Genomic DNA, 20,255 nt, shown 5'->3' on the forward strand with positions numbered 1-20,255 from the left:
CCCGCATCGACGGCTGTCAAACACCACTGGGCGGTCCCGGGATTGGAATCACCCCGATACCGCGGCAATCAGGGCGGCTTCTTCGTCCGGGCTGAGTCCAGAATTCAGGGAACCAACCGGGCTGGCGGGGGCGGCCGCGACAATGTCGAGGAAGGTTTGCTGCAGGCCCCGCCGCCGCAACCCCATGCCCAGCGAGCGCGCGTCGGACCGCCGCGCGAAACCGGCGTATTCCGGCCCGGGCGGCGGCACGAGCGGAAGCGACTTGGGGCCCGCCCAGACATTGACGCCGTCCGCTTCAAGCCGCGCCAGGTCGTAGGGAATCATGGAAGGGCGGGGATCCGTCCCGACCCGCGACGGGCGGCCGCCCTCGCCGGCGGCCCGGGCCATCCGCAGCGCATCGCGTAGCGTTGTTTCTTCGCCCACCGCGTTGACGTGGCCGTGCAGCCCGGCAAGACCCGCGTCGAGGATGAATGCCGCGAGGTCACGGACATCGATGACCTGCACACGGACTTCGTTCCCCGGGTCGCTCGGCACCAGTACCGGGCGCCGGTCCTCGGCAAACCGCAGCGGCCAGTAGGTGCTTCGCCCGCTCGGGTCCCCGGGGCCACCGATCAGGCCCGAGCGAACCACCAGCGCCTTGCCGCCTCGGGCTTGCATGGTGATGCTCTCGCCAGAGGATTTCGCGCGGCCGTAGTCGTAGTCTGCTGCAGGCGATTCGGGAGGCAATGGCTCGAGCACCGCTGCGTCCTCTTCCATTCCGGGCGTGGATTGGTCGGCATACGCGGAGCAGGAGGACACGTTGACCCAGTGCTCGGCGCTCCCCGACAGCGCCTCGAGCGCGCCACATGCTTGGGATGGATCGCGGGTCAGCTCGATGACGAGGTCCCAACGGTGTTCGGCCGGCCCGCCGTACGCATCCGGCTGCGTGCGATCGGAGATGATGGACCGGGTGCCGGCCGCGAATTCGTGGCTTCCCCGGGCCAATGCATGGACTTCGTGGCCGCGCTCCAACGACATTTCGCACAGCGTGCGCCCCAGCCAAGCGGTGCCACCGAGAACAAGGATTTTCGTCATCCCCCGAGCCCACACGCCGCAGCGCCTTCGTTCAATGCCCTTTCGCTCTCGGCCAAGAACCCAAGCGGCTGGGCGAATCCGACAGAAACGTCCACTGACCTGCTGCGGGTGGTATGTAGACTCGGGCCATGAAACGGATCCTCGGTAGCATCACCGGTTGTTTGGCACTCACATTGGCGGTTGCCGGATGTGTGCCGCTCGAGTCGCAGCCACCCGCCGCCACTCAGGAACCCCTCGCGCAATCACCGACACCCACCGCCGTCCCCACGAAAGATCCACCGGAAGTGGAGCCCTACTCCGCCAAGGGGCTGCAACAAAGGATCGCGAAGCTCTCCAAAGGAGCCGTTTCCCGGGAAATACAGGACGGTAGACACCCCATTGCCGAGGCCATTCCGGGCACCGAACGAACAGTGCTTGCCAACATGGCCGCCGGGGAACATAACATGGAACTTCCCGAGCATCTCGGCGGTGACAATGTGCTGTTCTCTCTGGGATGCCTGCCGGGATCCACCTCGGACGGTCCCATTGTCGCCACTTTTTCGGATCCCGATCCGGGGTGGGAGGCCAGTAGCAGCATCCCCGGCTGCGTTGCCGGGTCCTATTTTTCGTTCAGTTCCGGTTTCAAGCCGGGTTCGCAACCCACCAGCCTGACCATCAGCGCTCCTGCAGGCAAAAATTACGAGTACTCGGTGGTGACGTTCACCGGCGCCCCCGAACCTTCCGGGAGCGGCTAGCCAGCAGGATTGGCAACCCGCGCGTGCTTGGCCAAGCGGTGCTCCAACCCCGAGCGGACCTGGGACCACTCGGAGGCGATGATCGAGTACACGCAGGTGTCGCGCAGCGACCCGTCGGCCATGCGCGTGTGCGAGCGCAGCACCCCGTCCAGCTTGGCCCCGAGTCGCTCGATGGCTGCCCGTGACTGCGCGTTCATCCAGTGCGTCCGGAATTCGACGGCCGGGCAGCCGAGCACTTCGAAGGCGTGGGTGAGCAGCAGCAGCTTCGCATCCACGTTGGTGCCGGTGCCGCTGGCCGAGGCCCGGTTCCAGGTGGATCCGATCTCGACACGCGGCAGCCCGGAGTCGATTGCCATGAAGGTGGTCATGCCCAGGACCACCCCGTCGGAGTTGCGCCGGCTCACGAACGGCAGCATGGTTCCTGCCGCCTGCTCCTCCAGCCGGCGTTCGATTTCCTCCCGCATCCGCTCCGGAGTGGGCACCACGGTGTACCAGAGGTTCCAGACCTCGCCGTCCCGGACCGCCTCGACGAGCTCGTCGTGGTGCTCCAGGCCCAACGGTTCGAGGGTGACAAGGTTTCCGCGCAGGGTGACAGGTTCAATCATCGTCATGGTTTCAGCCTAAGGCCTGGTGCCGTCCGGTTTTTCGGGTGACACCCCGTCTGCGGGCGGAGAATCCTGCAGGGAAGTACCGGACAGCTTTGCAAGGATGGAATCGAGCTCCGTCCGGGTCAGCCCGTGCGCCAGCAGGAACTCCTCGGCATCGAGCGAACCCACGAACGCATCCAGCGCGGCGGCTCGTTCGGCCAGGTGCCCTACGAGCTCCGGCTCGCCCAGGTGCGATTCGTAGGGGTGCTTGACCGGGCTGGCCAGGTGCCAGTCGTTGATGCCGCGCAGAGCCGCCTCGTACTGGGATTGCAAGAGGTCTTCGCGCCCCGCAAGCTGCAGCAGCATGGAGACGACCAGTCCCGTACGGTCCCGGCCCGCCGAACAGTGCAGCACGATGCTGCCCTCGGCCACCGCAATCCGGCGGAAGACCTCGGCGATCCGGTCGGGGAATAACTCCACGTTCGCCGGGTAGAGCCGCGGGTGGTTCATGTACGGGACCGCGAGGCGCTCGAACTCGGGGTGCCCGGGTTCCTCGGTCGGCGCATTGACGATGGCGATCCCCGCCCGTGCGGCCTCGTCGATCGCCGGATCCGTGGGGCGGCGGGTCCGTTCTGTGGGGTTGCGCAGGTCGATGACCGTGCGTACCCCGTCAGCGTAGGCCTGTTCCCACCCCGCGGTGGTCAACCATTCGCTGCGGCCCATTCGGTAGATCCGGCCGAGCACGTGGCGGGCGTTGACTGCCCCCTCCCAGTGTGGCTGGCCTCCGGCATCCAGCATGTCGAACCGCCGCCTAGGCCTTTTCGGCCGTGTAGGTCTCGACGCGGATGTGGTGTTCGATCCCGGTGGCCGAGCGCGGGTCCGCGGCATCCGGTTTCGGTGCCTGGGCGGCATCCGCAGAGGTGGAGGCCGGCCGGGCGTGCGAGGCGCGGAAGGCCTCGGAGGTCTTCCATGCCTCGAAGTCCGATTCGGCCTCGAACTCCATGGTGACCTTGTAAGGCGTGTTCTCATCCACCGGGCGGTCGAGGGTGGCCCGGGAAAGGCCCGCGACCTTGGGCAGGTTATTGCGCATGTTGCCGATGAAGCGCTCTTCGAAAGCCTCGGCGCGCTCGGCCGGAACGTCGATCCGGTTGGTGACGATGTACATTTTCAGCCCTTTCTCGGGTGGCGGTCGGCACCCGAGGGCGCCGCATTCTCCCCTCCACCGTACCCATGTCGGCGCCCGGATCCACAAGCGCGGCCGCGACGAAGCCCCAGATGACCAAGCCGCAGCCTCAACGGCAATCTTGCGAATTGTGAAGGCCAGCCCCGGCATGCCCACCACCCCGGGGTTCAGCCTTCCGGACCGTGGCCGATGCCGATCCGACATGGCCTTTTTTGGTTGTTCATTTAACTGAATTTGCATTACGGGCTACCACTGTGCGCTTAATGTCTGCGCACAAGTTAGGTAAGCATAACCTTTGCCTGTCGGCTTGTGGTTTTCCCAATACCGTAAGGAGCCCCATGACGCCCCAACGTCCCCTGGCGCAAACCCTGTCCTCCCCCGCCCACGCCGGCGACTCCGCGCGACACCTGCTCGGCGCGGCATCCGCCGAGCGCATGGCCGAGCAGTTCGGCGCCGCCGCCCGCATGGCAGCGCACTCGATCACCAGGGCCAGCGGCCCCACCACTGGTCCCGGCCCCGCGGCGTTGCGTGCCCGACTCGATGCCGTGGACCTCCGCAGCCCTCTGGGCAGCACCGAAGCCGCCCTCGAAGAAGCGGCGGAGCTCTACATGCGCGATGCCGTCTACTTCCACCACCCCCGCTACGCCGCTCACCTGAACTGTCCGGTGGCGGTGCCCGCCGTCGTCGCCGAGGCCCTGGTCACCACGATCAACACCTCGATGGACACCTGGGACCAGAGCGCCGGAGCCACGCTGATCGAACAAAGACTCATCGACTGGGCCGCCGACCTTGCCGGACTCGGCCCGGAAGCCGACGGCGTCTTCACCAGCGGCGGCACGGCCTCCAACATGCAGGCCATGCTGCTGGCCCGCAATGCCGCCATCGCGGGAATGCCGGGCAGCATGCCCGAACGCCTGGCCGGGCTGCGCATCTACGCCTCGGCGGACAGCCACTTCAGCATCTCCACGTCCGCCTCGCTGCTCGGCATGGGGGCCGACGCAGTGGTGGCCGTCCCGGTCGATTCCATGCACCGGATGGACGCCGCCGAACTCGAGCGCATCCTCGAGGCCGACCGTGCCGCCGGATTCCGGGCCATGGCCATTGTCGCCACCGCCGGAACCACTGATTTCGGTGCCATCGACCCGCTGCCGGCTCTTGGGGCGCTGGCAGCCACCCACGGCGCATGGTTCCACGTCGACGGCGCCTACGGCGGCGGACTGCTCGCCTCGCCGCGGCACCGCGGAATGCTGGCCGGCATCGAACGCGCCAACTCGGTGACCGTCGACTTCCACAAGTCCTTCTTCCAGCCCATCGGCTCCAGCGCCATCCTGGTGCGCGACAAGGCAACACTGGGCCTCGTCTCGCACCACGCCGAATACCTGAACCCCGCGGCCGAGGCCGGAAGCGTGCCCAACCAGGTCGACAAGTCACTGGCCACCACGCGGCGCTTCGACGCGCTGAAGCTCTGGGTGACGCTGCGTTCCATCGGCGGGCCGGCGATCGGGGACATGTTCGACACCGTCATCGACCTGGCAGTCCTCGCCGGCGACATGGTCAAGGAGCACCCCGAGCTTGAGCTCGCCGCACCGGTGCAGCTGAGCACAGTGGTCTTCCGCTACGTCCCGGCCGCCGCGGCCCCGGACGCCGGCCCGCTGGCCAACGAGATCCGCAAGTCCCTCTATGAGTCAGGCGAGGCCATGGTCGCCGCCACCACCGTCAACGGAGTACGCCACTTGAAACTGACACTGCTGAACCCGCAAGCCACGCCGCAGGACGTGGCCGCCATCCTCGACGCCGTCGTGGCCCACGGCCGCCGCCTCTCCGGCGAGCGCGCAGCACGCGAGGTGTCCGCATGAGCCTCCGGAACCAGAACCACGAACAGCTCTGGGATGCCGTCGGGATCGGCGCCGGCCCCTTCAACCTGGGGTTCGCGGCGCTGGCCAGCTCCGTGAAGGACCTGAAGGTCCTGGTGCTGGAGAGCGCCGACGAACTGGCCTGGCACCCGGGCATGATGCTTGAGGGCGCCCACCTGCAGGTCCCGTTCATGGCGGACCTAGTCACCATGGCGGACCCGACCAACCCGCTGTCCTTCCTGAACCATCTGAAGGAATCCGGGCGCATCTACCCGTTCTACATCCGCGAGAACTTCTACCCGCTGCGCGAGGAATACAACAACTACTTGCGCTGGGCAGCGGCCAAGCTTCCCTCGGTCCGCTTCGGGCACCACGTGGCAGCGTCCCGCCACGTGGACGGGGTGTACGAACTCGACGTGCACACCGCCGAGGGGGTGCACACCGTGCGCACCCGCCAGCTGGTGCTGGGCACCGGCACCGTGCCCTACGTGCCGGCCACCGTCCCGCAGCACCTGCTGGCCAGCGGCCAGGTGGTGCACAGCAGCGGCTACCGCGAGGCCGCCGACCGCCTGGCCGCCTCCGGGCGCATCGCGGTAGTCGGCAGCGGGCAGAGCGCCGCGGAGATCTTCGCGGACCTGCTCGGCCGGCTCCCGGCCGACGGGCGGCTGGAGTGGGTCACCCGCTCCGCGCGCTTCTTCCCGCTGGAATACACCAAGCTGACCCTGGAGATGACCAGCCCGGAATACATCGACCACTTCCACGGCCTGCCGCAGGGCACCCGCGACAGGCTCTCGGCCAGCCAGAAGGGGCTCTACAAGGGCATCAACGCGGATTTGATCGACGAGATCCACGAGATGCTCTACCGGCGTTCGGTCTCCGGCCACGCACCCGTCACCTTGCGCGCCGCCACGGCGCTGGAATCCGTCGCCACCTGCGAGGGATCGCTGGGCCTGGGGCTGCGCAACCAGGACGACGACGGGAGATTCACCACCCACGCCGACACGATGGTGCTCGCCACCGGCTATGGCTACCGGGAACCGGACTTCCTGGACGGCATCGAACACCGGCTGAACCGGCTGCCCGACGGGCGGCTGGAGGTGGACCGCAACTACTCGGTCACCGACTCCGGCGACGTGCTGGTGCAGAACGCCGAACTGCACACCCACGGCTTCACCGCCCCCGACCTGGGCATGGGCGCCTACCGCAACTCGGTGATCATCAACCGGCTGCTCGGCCGGGCCCACTACCGGGTGGAAACCCGGATCGGCTTCCAGCACTTCGGTTCCCCCGCGGCAGGTGCCGCCGACCACTCCCTTGACCTCCACCCCGAAGGGGCCCACGCATGATCTCCGCCATCGAACCCGCCACCGAGGCCGCTCTCGCGCCGGCTGCCACCGACTTCTCCTTCCGCCGCCTCGACCCGGCCAACGATGCCGAACTGCTGCACAGCTGGGTGAACACCGAACGGGCCCGCTACTGGGGCATGAACGGCACCAGCGTCGAGGAGGTGCGCGAGGCCTACGAGGCGCTTGACGCGGACCCGCACCACCACGTGCTGCTCGGGCTGCTGCCCGCAAGCACCCCCGGCGGGGAGCCGGAGGCAGTGATGCTGCTGGAGCACTACGCCCCCGAACACTCGGTACTCGCCGGCGCCTACGTCCACCGAACCGGTGACGCGGGCCTGCACCTGCTGCTCGCCGGACCCGGCAGCGGGGCGGCACGGCCCGGGTTCAGCGCCGCTGCCATGGAGGCGGCCATCGGGCACCTCTTCGCTGACCTCGCGGTGCTGCGCATCGTGGTGGAGCCCGACGCCTCGAACAGCGCCATCCATTCACTGAACTCGCGGCTGGGATTCCGCCCCGCCGGGCGCGTGGAGCTGCCGGCGGGCCCCGACACCCCGGCCAAGACCGCGCTGCTCTCCTTCTGCACCCGGGCCGACTTCGCCGCCGCAACCCTCGGGCCCTCCACTGCCACCGTGCACCTGTCCCCCGCACGCTGGGCGAAGGCCAACCGCCACGTGTTGGCCAAGGCCATCGCCGAGTTCACCCACGAGCGGCTGCTGGTCCCGGTGGCCGTCGACGGGGGCTGGTCGCTGTCCGGCGGGGAACTCGAGTACCGTTTCACCGCCACGGTGCACCGCCTGGACCACTGGGTCGTGGATCCGGCCTCGCTGGCTGTCACCCGCTCCGGGGAACCGGAAGCACCCGATGCCGCGGGGTTCGTGCTCGCCTTCCGGGAGCAGCTCGGCCTCGCCGACGCGCAGCTTCCGGTCTACCTGGAGGAAATCGGCAGCACGCTGGCCGGGCACTGCTTCAAGCAGCTGCACTCCACCGCCAGCGCCGCGGAACTTGCGGCGGGCACCGGGGACGCCGTCGCGGACTTCCAGCGCACCGAGGCAGCGATGACCGAGGGGCACCCGTGCTTTGTGGCAAACAACGGCCGGCTGGGCCTGGGCGCCGGGGACTACCTGGAGCACGCCCCGGAGGCCGGGGCCGCGATCGCGCTGGAGTGGGTTGCCGCCCACGGCTCCCGGGCCCGGTTCACGGCCCTGGACGGGCTCGACGCGGCCGGGCTGCTGCGCGCGGAGCTCGGCGAGGAGCAGCTGGCCCTGCTCACCGGAAGGCTCGCCGCCGCCTGCGCCGCCAGCGGGCTGGAGGCGGGCGACTTCGTCTTCATCCCGGTGCACCCGTGGCAGTGGGAGCACAAGCTCGCCGTCAGCTTCGCGCCGGACGTGGCCACCGGCCACCTGGTGCACCTGGGTTCCGGAGCCGACCTCTACCAGCCGCAGCAGTCGATCCGCACCTTCTTCAACCGCAGCAACCCGGAGCGGCACTACGTCAAGACCGCGCTCTCGGTGCTGAACATGGGCTTCATGCGCGGCCTCTCGGCCGCCTACATGGAGGGCACCCCTGCCATCAACGCGTGGCTGTCCTCCGTGGTGGATGCCGATCCCGAGCTGCGGGCGCGCGGTACCCGGCTGCTGCGCGAGGTCGCTGCGGCGGGCTACACCAACCCGCTGTTCAACGCCGCGGGGAAGGACACTCCGCAGCGCAAGATGCTTGCCGCGCTCTGGCGCGAATCCCCGGCCTCGCGCATCCAGGAGGGCCAGGCGCTGGCCACCATGGCCTCCCTGCTGCATGTCGATGCCGCGGGCGCCTCGCTGGCCGCGGCGCACATCCGGCGCTCGGAGCTGGCCCCGGCGGACTGGCTGGCCCGCTACTTCGACGCCTACCTGGTGCCGCTGGTGCACTGCCTGTGCCGCTACGACCTGGTGTTCATGCCGCACGGGGAAAACGTCATCCTGGTCCTCGAGGACTCGGTCCCGGTGCGGGTGCTGCACAAGGACCTGGCCGAGGAGGTCGCGGTGTTCGGCGACAGGCAGGAACTGCCCGCCGCGGTGGAGCGGATCCGCATCTCCGCGCCGGAGTCGGAGCGGCGGCTGGCGATCTTCACGGACGTCGTCGACTGCTTCCTGCGCTTCCTGGCCCCCGCGTTGGCCCGCGAGGGCGTGTGCGACGAGGAGGAGTTCTGGGCCGTCGCGGCGCAGCGCCTGCTCGCCTACCGGAAGCGCAACCCGGAGCAGGCGCGGGCCTTCGACGCCCTGGAGCTCTTCGCCCCGGACTTCGAGCTCTCCTGCCTGAACCGGCTGCAGCTGCGCAACAACCAGCAGATGCTGGATTTGGCGGACCAGTCCGGCGGGCTGATCTACGCCGGAACGCTGGCCAACCCGCTGGCCGGGCACCTGGCCTGAGCCACCGGCGCTACAGCCCCGCCCCGCCCCGGTTCGCCCGGGCCGGGGCGGGGCACCGCACCTCCACCCCGTTCTTGAAAGCACATCCCGTGACAATGACTTCCGCCGCCGGCCTCGGCAACCACTCCCCCGCCACCGGCATCCACCGCGACGACTGGGGCATCCCCCACCTGTGGGCCGCCTCCGCCGACGACCTGGCCCGCCTGCAGGGCCTGAACGCCGCCACCGACCGCTCGTGGCAGATCGAGCTGGAACGTTGGCGCTCCGAGGGGCGAACCGCCGAGATGCTGGGTGCCGACGGCGTGCCCTGGGACAGTTTCGCCCGCCAAGCCCGGCTCGATGACACAGCCCGCCGCTGCTTCGATTCCCTCGACGCAGACACGCAACGCTGGTGCACCGGCTACGTGGAGGGCATCAACCAGGGGCTCGAAGCCGGCCTGCGCGGCGGGCCGGAATTCGATCAGTCCGGCACCGCCCCGGCGCCGTGGAACCCGTGGACGCCGCTGGGCGTGTTCCTGGTCCAGCACATCCTCTTCTCCACGTTCCCCAACAAGCTCTTCCGCGCCCACGTCGCCCGGACCCTGGGTCCCGATGCCGTCGCCCTGTTCAGCGTCGAGGCCCCGGTGTTCTCCGGCAGCAACGCCTGGGCCGTCCATGGCTCGGCCACCGCCGACGGTTCCCCGTTGGTCGCCGGGGACCCGCACCGGTTGCTGGAACTGCCCGGCGTCTACCAGCAGGTGCGCCTTGCCTGCCCGGAGTTCGATGCCGTCGGCTTCGCCTTCCCGGGTGTCCCGGGCCTTCCGCACTTCGGCCACACCGGCCACACCGCCTGGGCCATCACCAACGCCATGGCCGACTACCAGGACCTCTTCGAGGAGGAACTGCGCCGGGCCCCCGATGGCGGCATCGAGGCCCGCGGCCCCCGCGGCTGGGAACCGGCAACCACCGGCAGGGAAACGGTCCTGGTCCGCGGCGGCGCCCCCGTGGAGGTCGAAGTCATCGGGACCGCCCGCGGGCCCGTCATCGCGGGCGGTCCCGACGGCGGCGCCCTGAGCCTGCGGATACCGGCGCGGGTCGAGGAACGCCTCGGCTTCGACGCACTCCTGCCGCTGCTGCGCAGCCGCCGCGTGGCCGACGTGGAGAATGCGCTGCAGCGCTGGGTGGAACCGGTGAACAGCGTGCTCGCGGCGGACACCGAAGGCACCGTGCGGCACTTCCTCGCCGGGGTGGTCCCGCTGCGGAACCACGGAAACCGGTGCCTGCCGGTGCCGGCGGCCTCTGCCGCCCACGCCTGGGAGGGCTGTCACGTGGAGCTGCCGAGCACCTCGGTGGGGCGCTTCGCGGTGAGCGCCAACGACCGCGAGGCAGCCGGCGGGGACCGCATCGGCATGGAGTTTGCCCCGGCCCACCGGGCCCGGCGCATCCGCGAACTCCTGGAATCCCGGGGCACAGCTCCCCTCACGGTGGCGGACATGCAGGACATCCATGCAGACACTCTGCTCGGCCCGCTCCCCGCCTTCCGTACCCTGCTCGAATCCGTCGATGCCGCGCTGTTGCCGCGCATCGCGGACCGGCTGCGCACCCGCATCCTCCGCTGGGACGGCCGCATGGACGCGGAAAGCACCGACGCCGCGGCCTTCGCCGCGTGGCGCTCGGCGGTGGTCCGCGGGATCGCGCGGCACCCTGCGCTGGAGCCGCTGGCCCTGCCGCACGGGTATTCCCCGTTGTTCGCCCCCTGGCTCTCCGTGGCCTCCCGGGTGGGTTTCGCCCTGGAGACCCTGCTGCTGCGCGGTGCGGAGCTGGGGATCGCCCCGGCCGCCGTGGCCTCCGAAGCGCTGGTCGAGGCCTCGGCCGGCACCGCCGAAGACGCGGGGGAAACCTGGGGCGGGCGACACACGCTCCTGGCCGTGCACGAGCTCCCCGGCCGGCTCGCGGACCGGGTCCCGGTCGCGGCCCTGGCCGGTGACACCGGCTGCGTACTGTGCACCGAGTCCCTGCCCGGGGTGCAGGACCGCAGCTTCCGCGGCCCGGTGGCCCGCTACGTCTGGGACCTTGCGGACCGCGCGAATTCCCGATGGGTTGTCCCGTTCGGTGCGGCCGGCACGCCGGGCACTGCGCATTCCGCCGACCAGCTCCCGCTCTGGGCCGGCGGGGAGCTCGTCCCCGTCGTCACCGACTGGAACCTGCTGCGCCCGGACCCGGCCACCGACAGCCACCTAACCACCGATACCCGACCCGCATCCAATACCCGCTCCGCCACGGACCCCCTATCGAAAAGGACCCCATGAACACCACCTCCGCAACAGCACCGGACCCCGGCCTCCGCACAGCAGTATTCACCGAGGACCTCGGGTCCTGGGGCACGGTGCTGATCGTGCCGTTGTGCCCGGAACAGGACGCCGACCTCATCCACGGCTGGGTCACGCAGGAGCGCGCCCGTTTCTGGGGCATGACCGAATACACCCGCACCGAGGTCCTGGAGGTCTACCGGTTCGTCGAGTCGCTCGAGACGCACCACGCGTTCCTGGTGTTGCTGGAGGGCGAGCCGATGGCCCTGTTCCAGACCTACGAGCCCCTGCACGATCCGGTGGGCGAGGCCTACCCGGCCCGCGCCGCGGACATCGGCATGCACCTGCTGCTGGCACCGGCCACCCGCCCCATCCCGCATTTCACGCCGCGGCTTGCCACGATGCTTATCAACTTCATGTTCTCGGACCCCGCGATCGACAGGATCGTTGTGGAACCCGACGCCCGGAACGAGAAGGCCGTGCGCCGGCTCCAGGCCACCTGCTTCGAGCTCGGTCCGCGGATCCAGCTGGAGGAGAAGGAAGCCCAGCTGGCCTTCCTGAGGCGCGAACGATTCGAGCAGACACAGGCACGGGCGCCGCGCACGCGCTAGACGCCGCGGGGGCCGTGCAGCAGATGCTGCACGGCCCCCGCGGTCGGTGAATCGGGCTCAGCTCCAGTCGTAGAAGCCCTTGCCGGTCTTGCGGCCCAGGTGGCCCGCCTCGACCAGGTCGCGCAGGATCTGCGGCGGGGCGAAGCGGTCGCCCAGGGTCTCGTGCAGGTACTCGGCAATGCCCAGGCGCACATCAAGGCCCACGATGTCGGTGGTCTTCAGCGGGCCTGTCGGGTGCTTGTAGCCGAGCACCATGGCGTTGTCGATGTCCTCGGCGCTTGCCACGCCTTCCTCGACCATGCGCATGGCTTCAAGCGCGATGGCCACGCCCAGGCGCGAGGAGGCGAAGCCGGGGGCGTCGTTGACCACCACAGCGGTCTTGCCCAGGCCCGCCACCCAGCCGCGGGCGGCCTCGATGACCGCCGGTGCACTTTGCTTGGCGATGACCACCTCGATCAGCGTGGAGGCGGGAACCGGGTTGAAGAAGTGCAGGCCCAGGAAGTTCTCCGGGCGCTGAAGCTCGGCGGCCAGGCCGCTCATGGACAGCGAGGAGGTGTTCGAGGCCAGGATGGCGCCATCGCCCAGGTGTTCCTCGACCTTCTTCAGCGAGGCGACCTTCAGGTCCCAGATCTCCGGGACGGCCTCGACGACGAGCTCGCGGTCGGCGAAGGACGCGTAGTCCACCGAAACGTCGAACCGGGTCAGCATCTCGCCCAGGTTCCCGTCGACAGAACCGCGCTCGATCGACTTGGCGGCTGCGGCCTCGACGCGTTCGCGGGCGCCCTGTGCGGAAGCCTCGTCGCGTTCGACGACGACGACGTCGCAGCCGTTGATGAGGAAGGCATGGGCGATGCCGGCGCCCATGCGCCCGCCGCCGAGGACGCCGACCTTGGCCGGAAGTGCCGGGGAAACTTCAGTCATTACTTTTTCTTCCTGTCCAAGAAGGCCTGCATGCGGTCGAATTTTGCCTGGGATTCAAAGAGCATCCCCTGGGCGAGGGTGTCGATGACCGGGTGCGCCTCGCGCGGGGTGTGGAACACGGACTTGGTGATGCGCACGGCCAGCGGGTCCTGGGTGGCGATGCGGTCGGCCAGGGCCGAGGCCGCCTCCAGGAGGTCCTTGCCCTCCACCAGTTCGGTGACAAGTCCGACGCGCAGGCATTCCTCGCCCTTGAGGACCTTGCCCGCAAGCAGGATCTCCTTGGCGACGGGTTCGCCCACGAGTTCCTTCAGCCGCCAGGTGGCGCCCGCCGCTGCCATGATGCCGAGCCCGGTTTCCGGGTTGCCCATGCGCAGCTCGGGGGTGCCGATGCGGAAGTCCGCGGCGTAGGCCAGCTCGGCGCCGCCGCCCAGCGCGAAGCCGTCGAGCGCCGCGATCACGGGCATCGGCAGCTTGGCGAGCCTATCGAAGATGCCCGAGTTGATGCCGGCCAGGGCGTCATCGCGCCGGCGCTCGCGCAGCTGGGCGATGTCGGCGCCGGAGGCGAAGACACCCTTGGCGCCGGACTCCGGGTCGGCCGGGGTGCCGGAGAGCACCATGACCTTCGGGGTGCGTTCCAGGTAGGCGCACACCGCGTGCAGCTCGTCGACCATGAGCTGGTCGATCGCGTTCTTCACCTCGGGGCGGTCGAGCTGCACGTACAGCCGGTCCGCGAACTCGGTGAGCTTCAGGGTCTGGAAGCCGGAGGCGTCGATCGTCTCCCCCATTCCCCTAGACCCCCTCGATGAGCAGGGCCGAGCCCTGGCCGACGCCCACGCACATGGTGGCAAGGCCCAGCTTGGACCCGCCTTCCTTGGCCTCGCGCTCCAGGCGGCCCAGCAGGGTGATGACGATGCGCGAACCCGAGGAACCCAGCGGGTGGCCGAGGGCGATGGCCCCGCCGTCGTTGTTCACGATCTCCGGGTCGATGCCCAATTCGCGCATCGAGGCCAGCGACTGGGAGGCGAAGGCCTCGTTGAGCTCGACGGCCGCGAGGTCCTCGATCTTGTAGCCGGAGCGTTCCATGACCTTGCGGGTCGCCGGGACCGGGCCCACGCCCATGATCTCCGGGGCCAGGCCGGCAGAGGCGCCGTCGATGATGCGGGCGCGCGGGATGAGCCCGTACTTCTTGATGGCGGCCTCGGAGGCCACGATGATCGCCGAGGCGCCGTCGTTGAGGGTCGAGGCGTTGCCCGCGGTGACCACGGTGCCGCCCTTGACCACGGGGCGCAGGTTGGCCAGCACCTCGGCGGTGGTTCCGGCGCGCGGTCCCTCGTCGGTGTCCACGACGGTTTCGCCCTTGCGGGTCTTCACCGTCACCGGGACGATCTCGTCCTTGAAGCGGCCGGCCTCGATCGCGGCGATGGCGCGTTCGTGGGAGCGCACGGCGAACGCGTCGCAGTCCTCGCGGCTGGTGTTGAAGACGCGGGCGACCTCCTCGGCCGTTTCGGGCATGGAGAAGGTGGCCTTGCCCTCGCGGGAGAGTTCGCCGGATAGGAACTCGGGGTTCGGGAAGCGCCAGCCGATCGAGGTGTCGTAGCTGGCTCCGGGCTTGGCGAAGGCCTTGTCCGGCTTCTCCATGACCCAGGGGGCACGGCTCATGGACTCGACGCCGCCGGCGACGACGATGTCCGCGGCACCCGCCTTGACCATGTGGCTGGCCATGGTGATGGCGCTCATGCCGGAGGCGCAGAGGCGGTTCACGGTGATGCCCGGGACGGTGTCCTCGAAGCCCGCCAACAGCCAGGCCATGCGGGCCACGTTGCGGTTTTCCTCGCCGGCGCCGTTGGCGTTGCCGAAGATCACCTCGTCGACGTCGGCCGGGTCGATGCCGGCGCGTTCCACGGCGGCCCGAATGGTGAGCGCCGCCAGGTCATCGGGGCGGACGCCGCTCAGGGCCCCGCCGTATCGTCCCACCGGTGTGCGGGCTCCGCCCACCAAGAAAGCCTCGGTCATCACAACTCCTTTGTCATTCGGCACCCGCTGCGCGCTGTTCCCGGGCGCGGGTCCCGGCCAGGCCGCACGTTATTTACCGACCATTCGTTCACTAATACAATCCCACCCCGACGTGATCGGGGTCAACCTCCGCGCCACAATCCCGCACACGCGCTTCACGCGGCCTTGGGCAGTGACAGTGGAAACCCTTGCGCCAAAAGGCGCGGCGGGGCCGAACGGAAGGCGCCATTCCGGCGCATCCGCCCGGCCCCGCCGAGGCGAAGTACCAAGAACCCGGCCAAGGGTGCAGGGGCCGGGAGCTAGGAGTACAGCTCGCTCTTGGGCTTGTTGGTGCGCACCTTGCGCCAGCCGATCCACAGCGCAAGGCCAATCAGCGGGATGCAGCCGATGGTGTAAAGGCCGAGGTGGAAGACCTCGCCGTCCTTGCCGGTGATGGTGTCGAAACCGATCAGCACGGTGATGACCAGCAGGGAGACAAGACCCGCCCAGCTGGTGTAGGGCGATCCCGGCATCAGCAGCGAGGAGGCCTTGCCGCGCTTCTTGCGCAGCATCAGCTGGCACGCGAAGATCGAGGCCCAGGTAAAAAGCACGCCGATGGAGGCGGTGTTCAGCGCCAGGTCGAACGCGTAGGTGCCGCCCAGCCACACGTTCAGGATGATGCCGATGCAGTAGACGCCGGAGATGGCCCAAATTCCCGCATAGGGGACGTAGCGCTTGTTCATCCGGGTCAGCCACTGGGGGGCGTGGCCGTTGTTGGCCATGGCGCGGAAGATGCGGCCGATCGAGTAGAGACCCGAGTTGCAGGAGCTCAGGGCAGCGGTGATGACCACGAAGTTCATGACGCTGCCGATCCAGCCCCAGCCGAGCTGGTCAAAGACCGTGACAAACGGGCTGACGCCGGCCTGGTAGTGGTCCCACGGCACGATCATGGCCAGCAGGGACACCGAACCGACGTAGAAGACGACGATCCGGAGGACCACGGCGCGGATCGCCGCGGGAACTTCCTTGGCCGGGTTTTCCATTTCGCCGGCGGTGATGCCGACCAGCTCGATGGCGTTGTAGGCGAAGATCACGGCGTTGAGCACCAGGATGGAAATCAGGAAGCCGCGCGGGAACATGCCGCCCTCGCCGGCGAAGAGGTTGCCCACCGAGGCGTGCCCGTCACCCACCTGCGCGTTGGTGACCACCAGGTAGGTGCCGATGCACAGGAAGGAGACGATGGCCGCGACCTTGAGGAAGGAGGCCCAGAACTCGAACTCGGCAAAAGCCTTGGCACTGAAGAGGTTTACTGCCACGAGCAGCCCGAGGGCGCACAGCGCGGAGGCTTCCACCGGGACTCCCGGGAAAAAGTACTGGAAGTACAGGCCGATGGCGATGAGTTCGGCAATACCGGTCATGGCCCAGTTCAGCACGTACATCCACCCGGAAAGGTAGGCGCCCTTGGCGCCGAAGAGCTCGCCCGCATAGGAAACGAAGGAGCCCGAGGACTGGCGGTACATGATCAGCTCGCCCAGGGCGCGCATCAGGAAGTAGGCGATGACCCCTGCGATGGCGTAGGAGAAGATCAACGCCGGACCGGTGGAGGCCAGGCGCCCGCCGGCACCCATGAAGAGGCCGACGCCGATCGCCCCGCCCATCGCGATCATCTGGACATGGCGGCGGGTCAGGGTCTTCTTGTATCCCTCGGAAGTAACACCCGCGTCCCGTGTCGAATCGTGGTCGTGCTGCTCAAGAACGTTGCGGGGTTCCAACGCGTGACTCCTTCGATAAGGCTCTGCTCCCGCGCCGGGGCCGGCGGGAGTGCGTACCGGGTGGCCCGTGACACATCCGGTGGACGCAAGCGGCAAACATATCCCATTCACGACCACAAATACACTTGGATTGTGCCCCGGAACACAGGAAGCATGGGTCGTGAACGGCCCGCCCGGTCACGCAAATCGGCTGGTCAGAGGCGTCTTTGGCGCGTTCGTTTGAACCCCGGAAAATCCCCGAAAAATTGTTGAACAGTTTCCGGCCCCGCGGCCCCCTTTCGCGACGCCGAAGGGTAAGGCACTAGCATTCATACCTGTGAGCAACGTTGAATCAAACCCCCAGCTGCCGGCCAAGGTCTCAGACATTTTCGATCCCCTGCGCTGGCGGGTGGTCGAAGGCTTCGACCTCCAGGACATGACCTACCACCGCCAGGTCGAGCGCGACGACTCAGGCGCCGTCGTCCGCGACCTGCCGACCGTGCGCATCGCCTTCAACCGCCCGGAGGTGCGCAACGCGTTCCGTCCCGGCACCGTCGACGAGCTCTACCGCGTCATGGACCACGCCCGCATGAGCTCCGACGTGGCAACGGTGCTGCTCACCGGCAACGGCCCCTCCCCCAAGGACGGCGGGCACTCGTTCTGCTCGGGCGGCGACCAGCGCATCCGCGGCCGCGACGGCTACCGCTACGCCGAGGGCGAGACCGCCGACTCGATCGACCCGGCACGTGCCGGACGCCTTCACATCCTCGAGGTCCAGCGCCTGATGCGCACCATGCCCAAGGTCGTCATCGCCGTGGTCAACGGCTGGGCCGCCGGCGGCGGGCACTCCCTGCACGTGGTCTCGGACCTGACCATCGCCTCCCGTGAGCACGGCAAGTTCAAGCAGACCGACGCCACTGTCGGCTCCTTCGACGCCGGCTACGGCTCGGCCCTGCTGGCCCGCCAGGTCGGCCAGAAGACCGCCCGCGAGATCTTCTTCCTCGCCCGCGAATACTCCGCCGAGGACATGGTCCGCATGGGAGCTGTCAACGAGGCCGTCGACCACGCCCGCCTCGAGGAGGTCGCCCTTCAGTACGCGGCGGACATCGCCCGCCAGTCGCCGCAGGCCATCCGCATGCTCAAGTTCGCCTTCAACCTTGCCGACGACGGGCTGGCCGGCCAGCAGGTCTTCGCCGGCGAGGCGACCCGCATGGCCTACATGACCGACGAGGCCGTCGAGGGCCGGGACGCCTTCCTGGAGAAGCGCGATCCCGACTGGTCCGCGCACCCCTACTACTTCTAGAGGCCAAGGACCCCGCCGCCCATGAACCCGGAATCCGCGCTCGCAGTCCTGGCCGCAGCCCTCAACGAGGAAGGCCCGGCCGTGGAGATCCTTCCCGGCACCACGGCCGACGAGTACCTGGCCAACCTCGTCCCCGAGGCGGAGCTGGAGGGCCTGGAGGACATCGCCGCGGTGGTGCGCACCTCCGGGTCCACCGGCACGCCCAAGCGCACGGCGCTGTCCGTGGAGGCACTGGCTTCCTCCTCCATGGCCACCGCCGAGTACCTGGGTTTCGAGGGCCAGTGGCTGCTCGCCCTGCCCCTGCACTACGTCGCGGGGCTCTCGGTGCTCAGCCGCAGCCTGTACGCCGGGACGCGGCCCTGGGCCATGGACCTGGACCGGAGCTTCGACGCGGCCGGGTTCAACGAGGCGGCCTCGGCCCTGACCGACGGCAGGCGGCTGGTCTCCCTGGTGCCCACCCAGCTCCAGCGCCTGCTCACCGACCCGGATGCCGAAACCCTGTCCACGCTCAAGCGCTTCGACGCGATCCTGCTCGGCGGGGCCCGCGCCCCGCGGGCAGTGCTCGATGAAGCGGCGCGCCATTCGCTGAACATCCACCTCACCTACGGGTCGAGCGAAACCAGTGGCGGCTGTGTGTACGACGCGCGGGCCCTGCCCGGGGTCGAGGTGAAAACCGTCGACGGCAGGATCTGGCTCGGCGGGCCCACCATCGCCTCGGGCTACCTGGGCGATCCGGCCCTGAGCGCCGCGCACTTCGGCACCGACGGCAAGGGCACCCGCTGGTACCGCACCGATGACCTGGGCGAATACCGGGACGGGATCCTCTCGGTCACCGGGCGGGCGGACGACGTGATCAACACCGGAGGCATCAAGGTCTCGGCCGCCGCCATCCAGCAGGCCATCGAGGCACTGCCGGGCGTCACGTCCGTGGTGGTCCTGCCCGTGCCGCACGAACAGTGGGGACAGCAGGTCGGCGCCGCGTTCAGCGGTTCGGCAACCCCGGACGCGGTGCGCCTGGCCGTGCGTGCCGCGCTGGGGCCGGCTGCGGTCCCGCGCCGCATCCTGCAACTCCCGGTCCTGCCGCTGCTGCCCAACGGCAAGTTCGACCGCATGGCCCTCGGGGCACTGCTGGCCGCCACCCCCGAATAGTCCGCGCCCGGCGGCCCGCGGTTGCCCCGCGGTGCCTGCTTCTTGCTGATTTCGCCCTCGTCGGCCATCAGGGGGAGAATGGAGGCTGATCTTAGACGGAAGTATCGAGAGGACTAACAGTGGCAACGCTCTCCCAGTGGGTCGCCGGTGCACGACTTCGCACCCTGCCCATCGTGATTGCCCCGGTGGTGATCGGCACGGCTGCGGCGGTGGACATCACCGGCAGGGTTGCCTGGTTCGAGGCGATCCTGGCCCTCATCGTGGGCCTCCTGCTCCAAGTCGGTGTCAACTACTCCAACGACTACTCCGACGGCATCCGGGGCACCGACGACGTTCGCGTCGGTCCCCTGCGGCTGACCGGATCGGGGCTCGCAGAACCGAAGGACGTGCGGAACGCCGCATTCGGTTGCTTCGGGGCAGCTGCCCTGGTTGGCGCATTCCTTGTGGTTTTCACCGGCTCGTGGCCGTTGCTGCTGGTCGGTGCCGCGGCGGTCGTTGCGGCCTGGGGCTATACCGGCGGCAAGAACCCCTACGGTTACCGCGGGCTGGGCGAGGTCTTCGTCTTCATCTTCTTCGGCCTGGTGGCAACGCTCGGAACCACCTACACGCAGGCCGGCATGCTGTCGGTGCTCTCGCTGCTGGGTGCTGTCGGAACCGGCCTGATTGCCACGGCACTGCTGATGGCCAACAACGTGCGCGACATACCGACGGACCGGGAAGTCGGCAAGATGACGCTCGCCGTGCGGCTGGGAGACACCACCGCGCGCATCAGCTACGTGATGATGCTTGCCGTTGCCGTCCTGTTGCCGGTCACGGTGATCGGCACGCACCCGTGGATGTGGATGGTGCTTCTGACAGTGCTGCCGAGCCTGCTCCCCTGCTGGATCATGCTGCGCAAGCACGAACCCGGCGCCCTGATCCCGGTGCTGAAGCAGACGGGCATCATCAACCTTGCCTACGCGGTGCTCTTCACCACCGCGGTCGCCATGGGCAAGGCCATGGCCTGACACCCGAAACGCAGATGCGGTGGTGTCGACTTCCGGACGGGAGCCGCCACC

Annotated in this window: 17 protein-coding genes; 9 read left to right on the forward strand and 8 right to left on the reverse strand. The window is 68.9% G+C overall.

What is annotated here, in order from left to right:
• Positions 1-48: 48 nt before the first annotated feature.
• A complete protein-coding gene (locus tag ACSYDW_RS12490) occupies positions 49-1,074 on the reverse strand; it encodes an NAD-dependent epimerase/dehydratase family protein (protein WP_438339050.1) in 1,026 nt (341 codons plus the stop codon).
• A gap of 128 nt (positions 1,075-1,202) precedes the next feature.
• Between ACSYDW_RS12490 and ACSYDW_RS12495 the strand changes: the two genes are divergently transcribed.
• On the forward strand, positions 1,203-1,808 hold the full coding sequence (locus tag ACSYDW_RS12495; RefSeq protein ID WP_438339051.1) for a hypothetical protein: 606 nt from the start codon (positions 1,203-1,205) through the stop codon (positions 1,806-1,808).
• On the opposite strand, the gene ACSYDW_RS12500 is transcribed toward ACSYDW_RS12495, so the two are convergent.
• Genes ACSYDW_RS12500 through ACSYDW_RS12510 form a run of 3 tightly spaced genes read right to left on the reverse strand, consistent with a single transcriptional unit; the run spans position 1,805 to position 3,560 of the window.
• On the reverse strand, positions 1,805-2,419 hold the full coding sequence (locus ACSYDW_RS12500) for a GNAT family N-acetyltransferase (protein WP_438339052.1): 615 nt from the start codon (positions 2,417-2,419) through the stop codon (positions 1,805-1,807). The genes ACSYDW_RS12495 and ACSYDW_RS12500 overlap by 4 nt on opposite strands.
• Before the next feature lie 9 nt (positions 2,420-2,428).
• Positions 2,429-3,193 (reverse strand): tyrosine-protein phosphatase, encoded by a 765-nt coding sequence (locus tag ACSYDW_RS12505; protein ID WP_438339053.1) that lies wholly within the window; start codon positions 3,191-3,193, stop codon positions 2,429-2,431.
• Between the two features lie 13 nt (positions 3,194-3,206).
• On the reverse strand, positions 3,207-3,560 hold the full coding sequence (locus ACSYDW_RS12510) for an antibiotic biosynthesis monooxygenase family protein (RefSeq protein WP_438339054.1): 354 nt from the start codon (positions 3,558-3,560) through the stop codon (positions 3,207-3,209).
• A gap of 356 nt (positions 3,561-3,916) precedes the next feature.
• Between ACSYDW_RS12510 and ACSYDW_RS12515 the strand changes: the two genes are divergently transcribed.
• The 5 genes from ACSYDW_RS12515 to ACSYDW_RS12535 all read left to right on the forward strand — a co-directional run bounded on the left by ACSYDW_RS12515 (position 3,917) and on the right by ACSYDW_RS12535 (position 12,081).
• A complete protein-coding gene (locus ACSYDW_RS12515) occupies positions 3,917-5,434 on the forward strand; it encodes a pyridoxal phosphate-dependent decarboxylase family protein (RefSeq protein WP_438339055.1) in 1,518 nt (505 codons plus the stop codon).
• Positions 5,431-6,777, forward strand: a complete 1,347-nt coding sequence (locus tag ACSYDW_RS12520) for a lysine N(6)-hydroxylase/L-ornithine N(5)-oxygenase family protein (protein ID WP_438339056.1) — start codon at positions 5,431-5,433, stop codon at positions 6,775-6,777. Before ACSYDW_RS12515 ends, ACSYDW_RS12520 begins: the two co-directional genes overlap by 4 nt.
• Complete coding sequence (locus tag ACSYDW_RS12525; protein ID WP_438339057.1) at positions 6,774-9,182, forward strand: GNAT family N-acetyltransferase; 2,409 nt, start codon at positions 6,774-6,776, stop codon at positions 9,180-9,182. Before ACSYDW_RS12520 ends, ACSYDW_RS12525 begins: the two co-directional genes overlap by 4 nt.
• A 95-nt stretch (positions 9,183-9,277) precedes the next feature.
• A complete protein-coding gene (locus ACSYDW_RS12530; RefSeq protein WP_438339086.1) occupies positions 9,278-11,470 on the forward strand; it encodes a penicillin acylase family protein in 2,193 nt (730 codons plus the stop codon).
• Positions 11,467-12,081: a GNAT family N-acetyltransferase gene (locus tag ACSYDW_RS12535; protein ID WP_438339058.1), complete on the forward strand. Its 615-nt coding sequence runs from the start codon at positions 11,467-11,469 to the stop codon at positions 12,079-12,081. Before ACSYDW_RS12530 ends, ACSYDW_RS12535 begins: the two co-directional genes overlap by 4 nt.
• 57 nt (positions 12,082-12,138) lie before the next feature.
• On the opposite strand, the gene ACSYDW_RS12540 is transcribed toward ACSYDW_RS12535, so the two are convergent.
• The 4 genes from ACSYDW_RS12540 to ACSYDW_RS12555 all read right to left on the reverse strand — a co-directional run bounded on the left by ACSYDW_RS12540 (position 12,139) and on the right by ACSYDW_RS12555 (position 16,766).
• Complete coding sequence (locus ACSYDW_RS12540) at positions 12,139-13,002, reverse strand: 3-hydroxyacyl-CoA dehydrogenase family protein (protein ID WP_438339059.1); 864 nt, start codon at positions 13,000-13,002, stop codon at positions 12,139-12,141.
• A complete protein-coding gene (locus ACSYDW_RS12545) occupies positions 13,002-13,787 on the reverse strand; it encodes an enoyl-CoA hydratase/isomerase family protein (RefSeq protein WP_438339060.1) in 786 nt (261 codons plus the stop codon). Before ACSYDW_RS12545 ends, ACSYDW_RS12540 begins: the two co-directional genes overlap by 1 nt.
• A 4-nt stretch (positions 13,788-13,791) precedes the next feature.
• On the reverse strand, positions 13,792-15,015 hold the full coding sequence (locus ACSYDW_RS12550) for a thiolase family protein (RefSeq protein WP_438339061.1): 1,224 nt from the start codon (positions 15,013-15,015) through the stop codon (positions 13,792-13,794).
• A 299-nt stretch (positions 15,016-15,314) separates the two neighbouring features.
• The gene (locus ACSYDW_RS12555; RefSeq protein ID WP_438339062.1) at positions 15,315-16,766 is read right to left on the reverse strand and encodes an amino acid permease; all 1,452 of its coding nucleotides are present in this window, start codon (positions 16,764-16,766) and stop codon (positions 15,315-15,317) included.
• A 316-nt stretch (positions 16,767-17,082) separates the two neighbouring features.
• Here ACSYDW_RS12555 and ACSYDW_RS12560 point away from each other — a divergent pair, with 316 nt between their 5' ends.
• The 3 genes from ACSYDW_RS12560 (at position 17,083) to ACSYDW_RS12570 (ending at position 20,204) form a co-directional block, all read left to right on the forward strand.
• Positions 17,083-18,048: a 1,4-dihydroxy-2-naphthoyl-CoA synthase gene (locus ACSYDW_RS12560; protein WP_438339063.1), complete on the forward strand. Its 966-nt coding sequence runs from the start codon at positions 17,083-17,085 to the stop codon at positions 18,046-18,048.
• 21 nt (positions 18,049-18,069) lie between these two features.
• Positions 18,070-19,197, forward strand: coding sequence for an AMP-binding protein (locus tag ACSYDW_RS12565; RefSeq protein ID WP_438339064.1), 1,128 nt, complete (start codon positions 18,070-18,072; stop codon positions 19,195-19,197).
• A gap of 119 nt (positions 19,198-19,316) precedes the next feature.
• Positions 19,317-20,204 (forward strand): 1,4-dihydroxy-2-naphthoate polyprenyltransferase, encoded by an 888-nt coding sequence (locus ACSYDW_RS12570; RefSeq protein WP_438339065.1) that lies wholly within the window; start codon positions 19,317-19,319, stop codon positions 20,202-20,204.
• Positions 20,205-20,255: the final 51 nt, after the last annotated feature.

The sequence above is a fragment of the Paeniglutamicibacter selenitireducens genome (assembly GCF_051550675.1).
GTDB lineage: Bacteria > Actinomycetota > Actinomycetes > Actinomycetales > Micrococcaceae > Paeniglutamicibacter.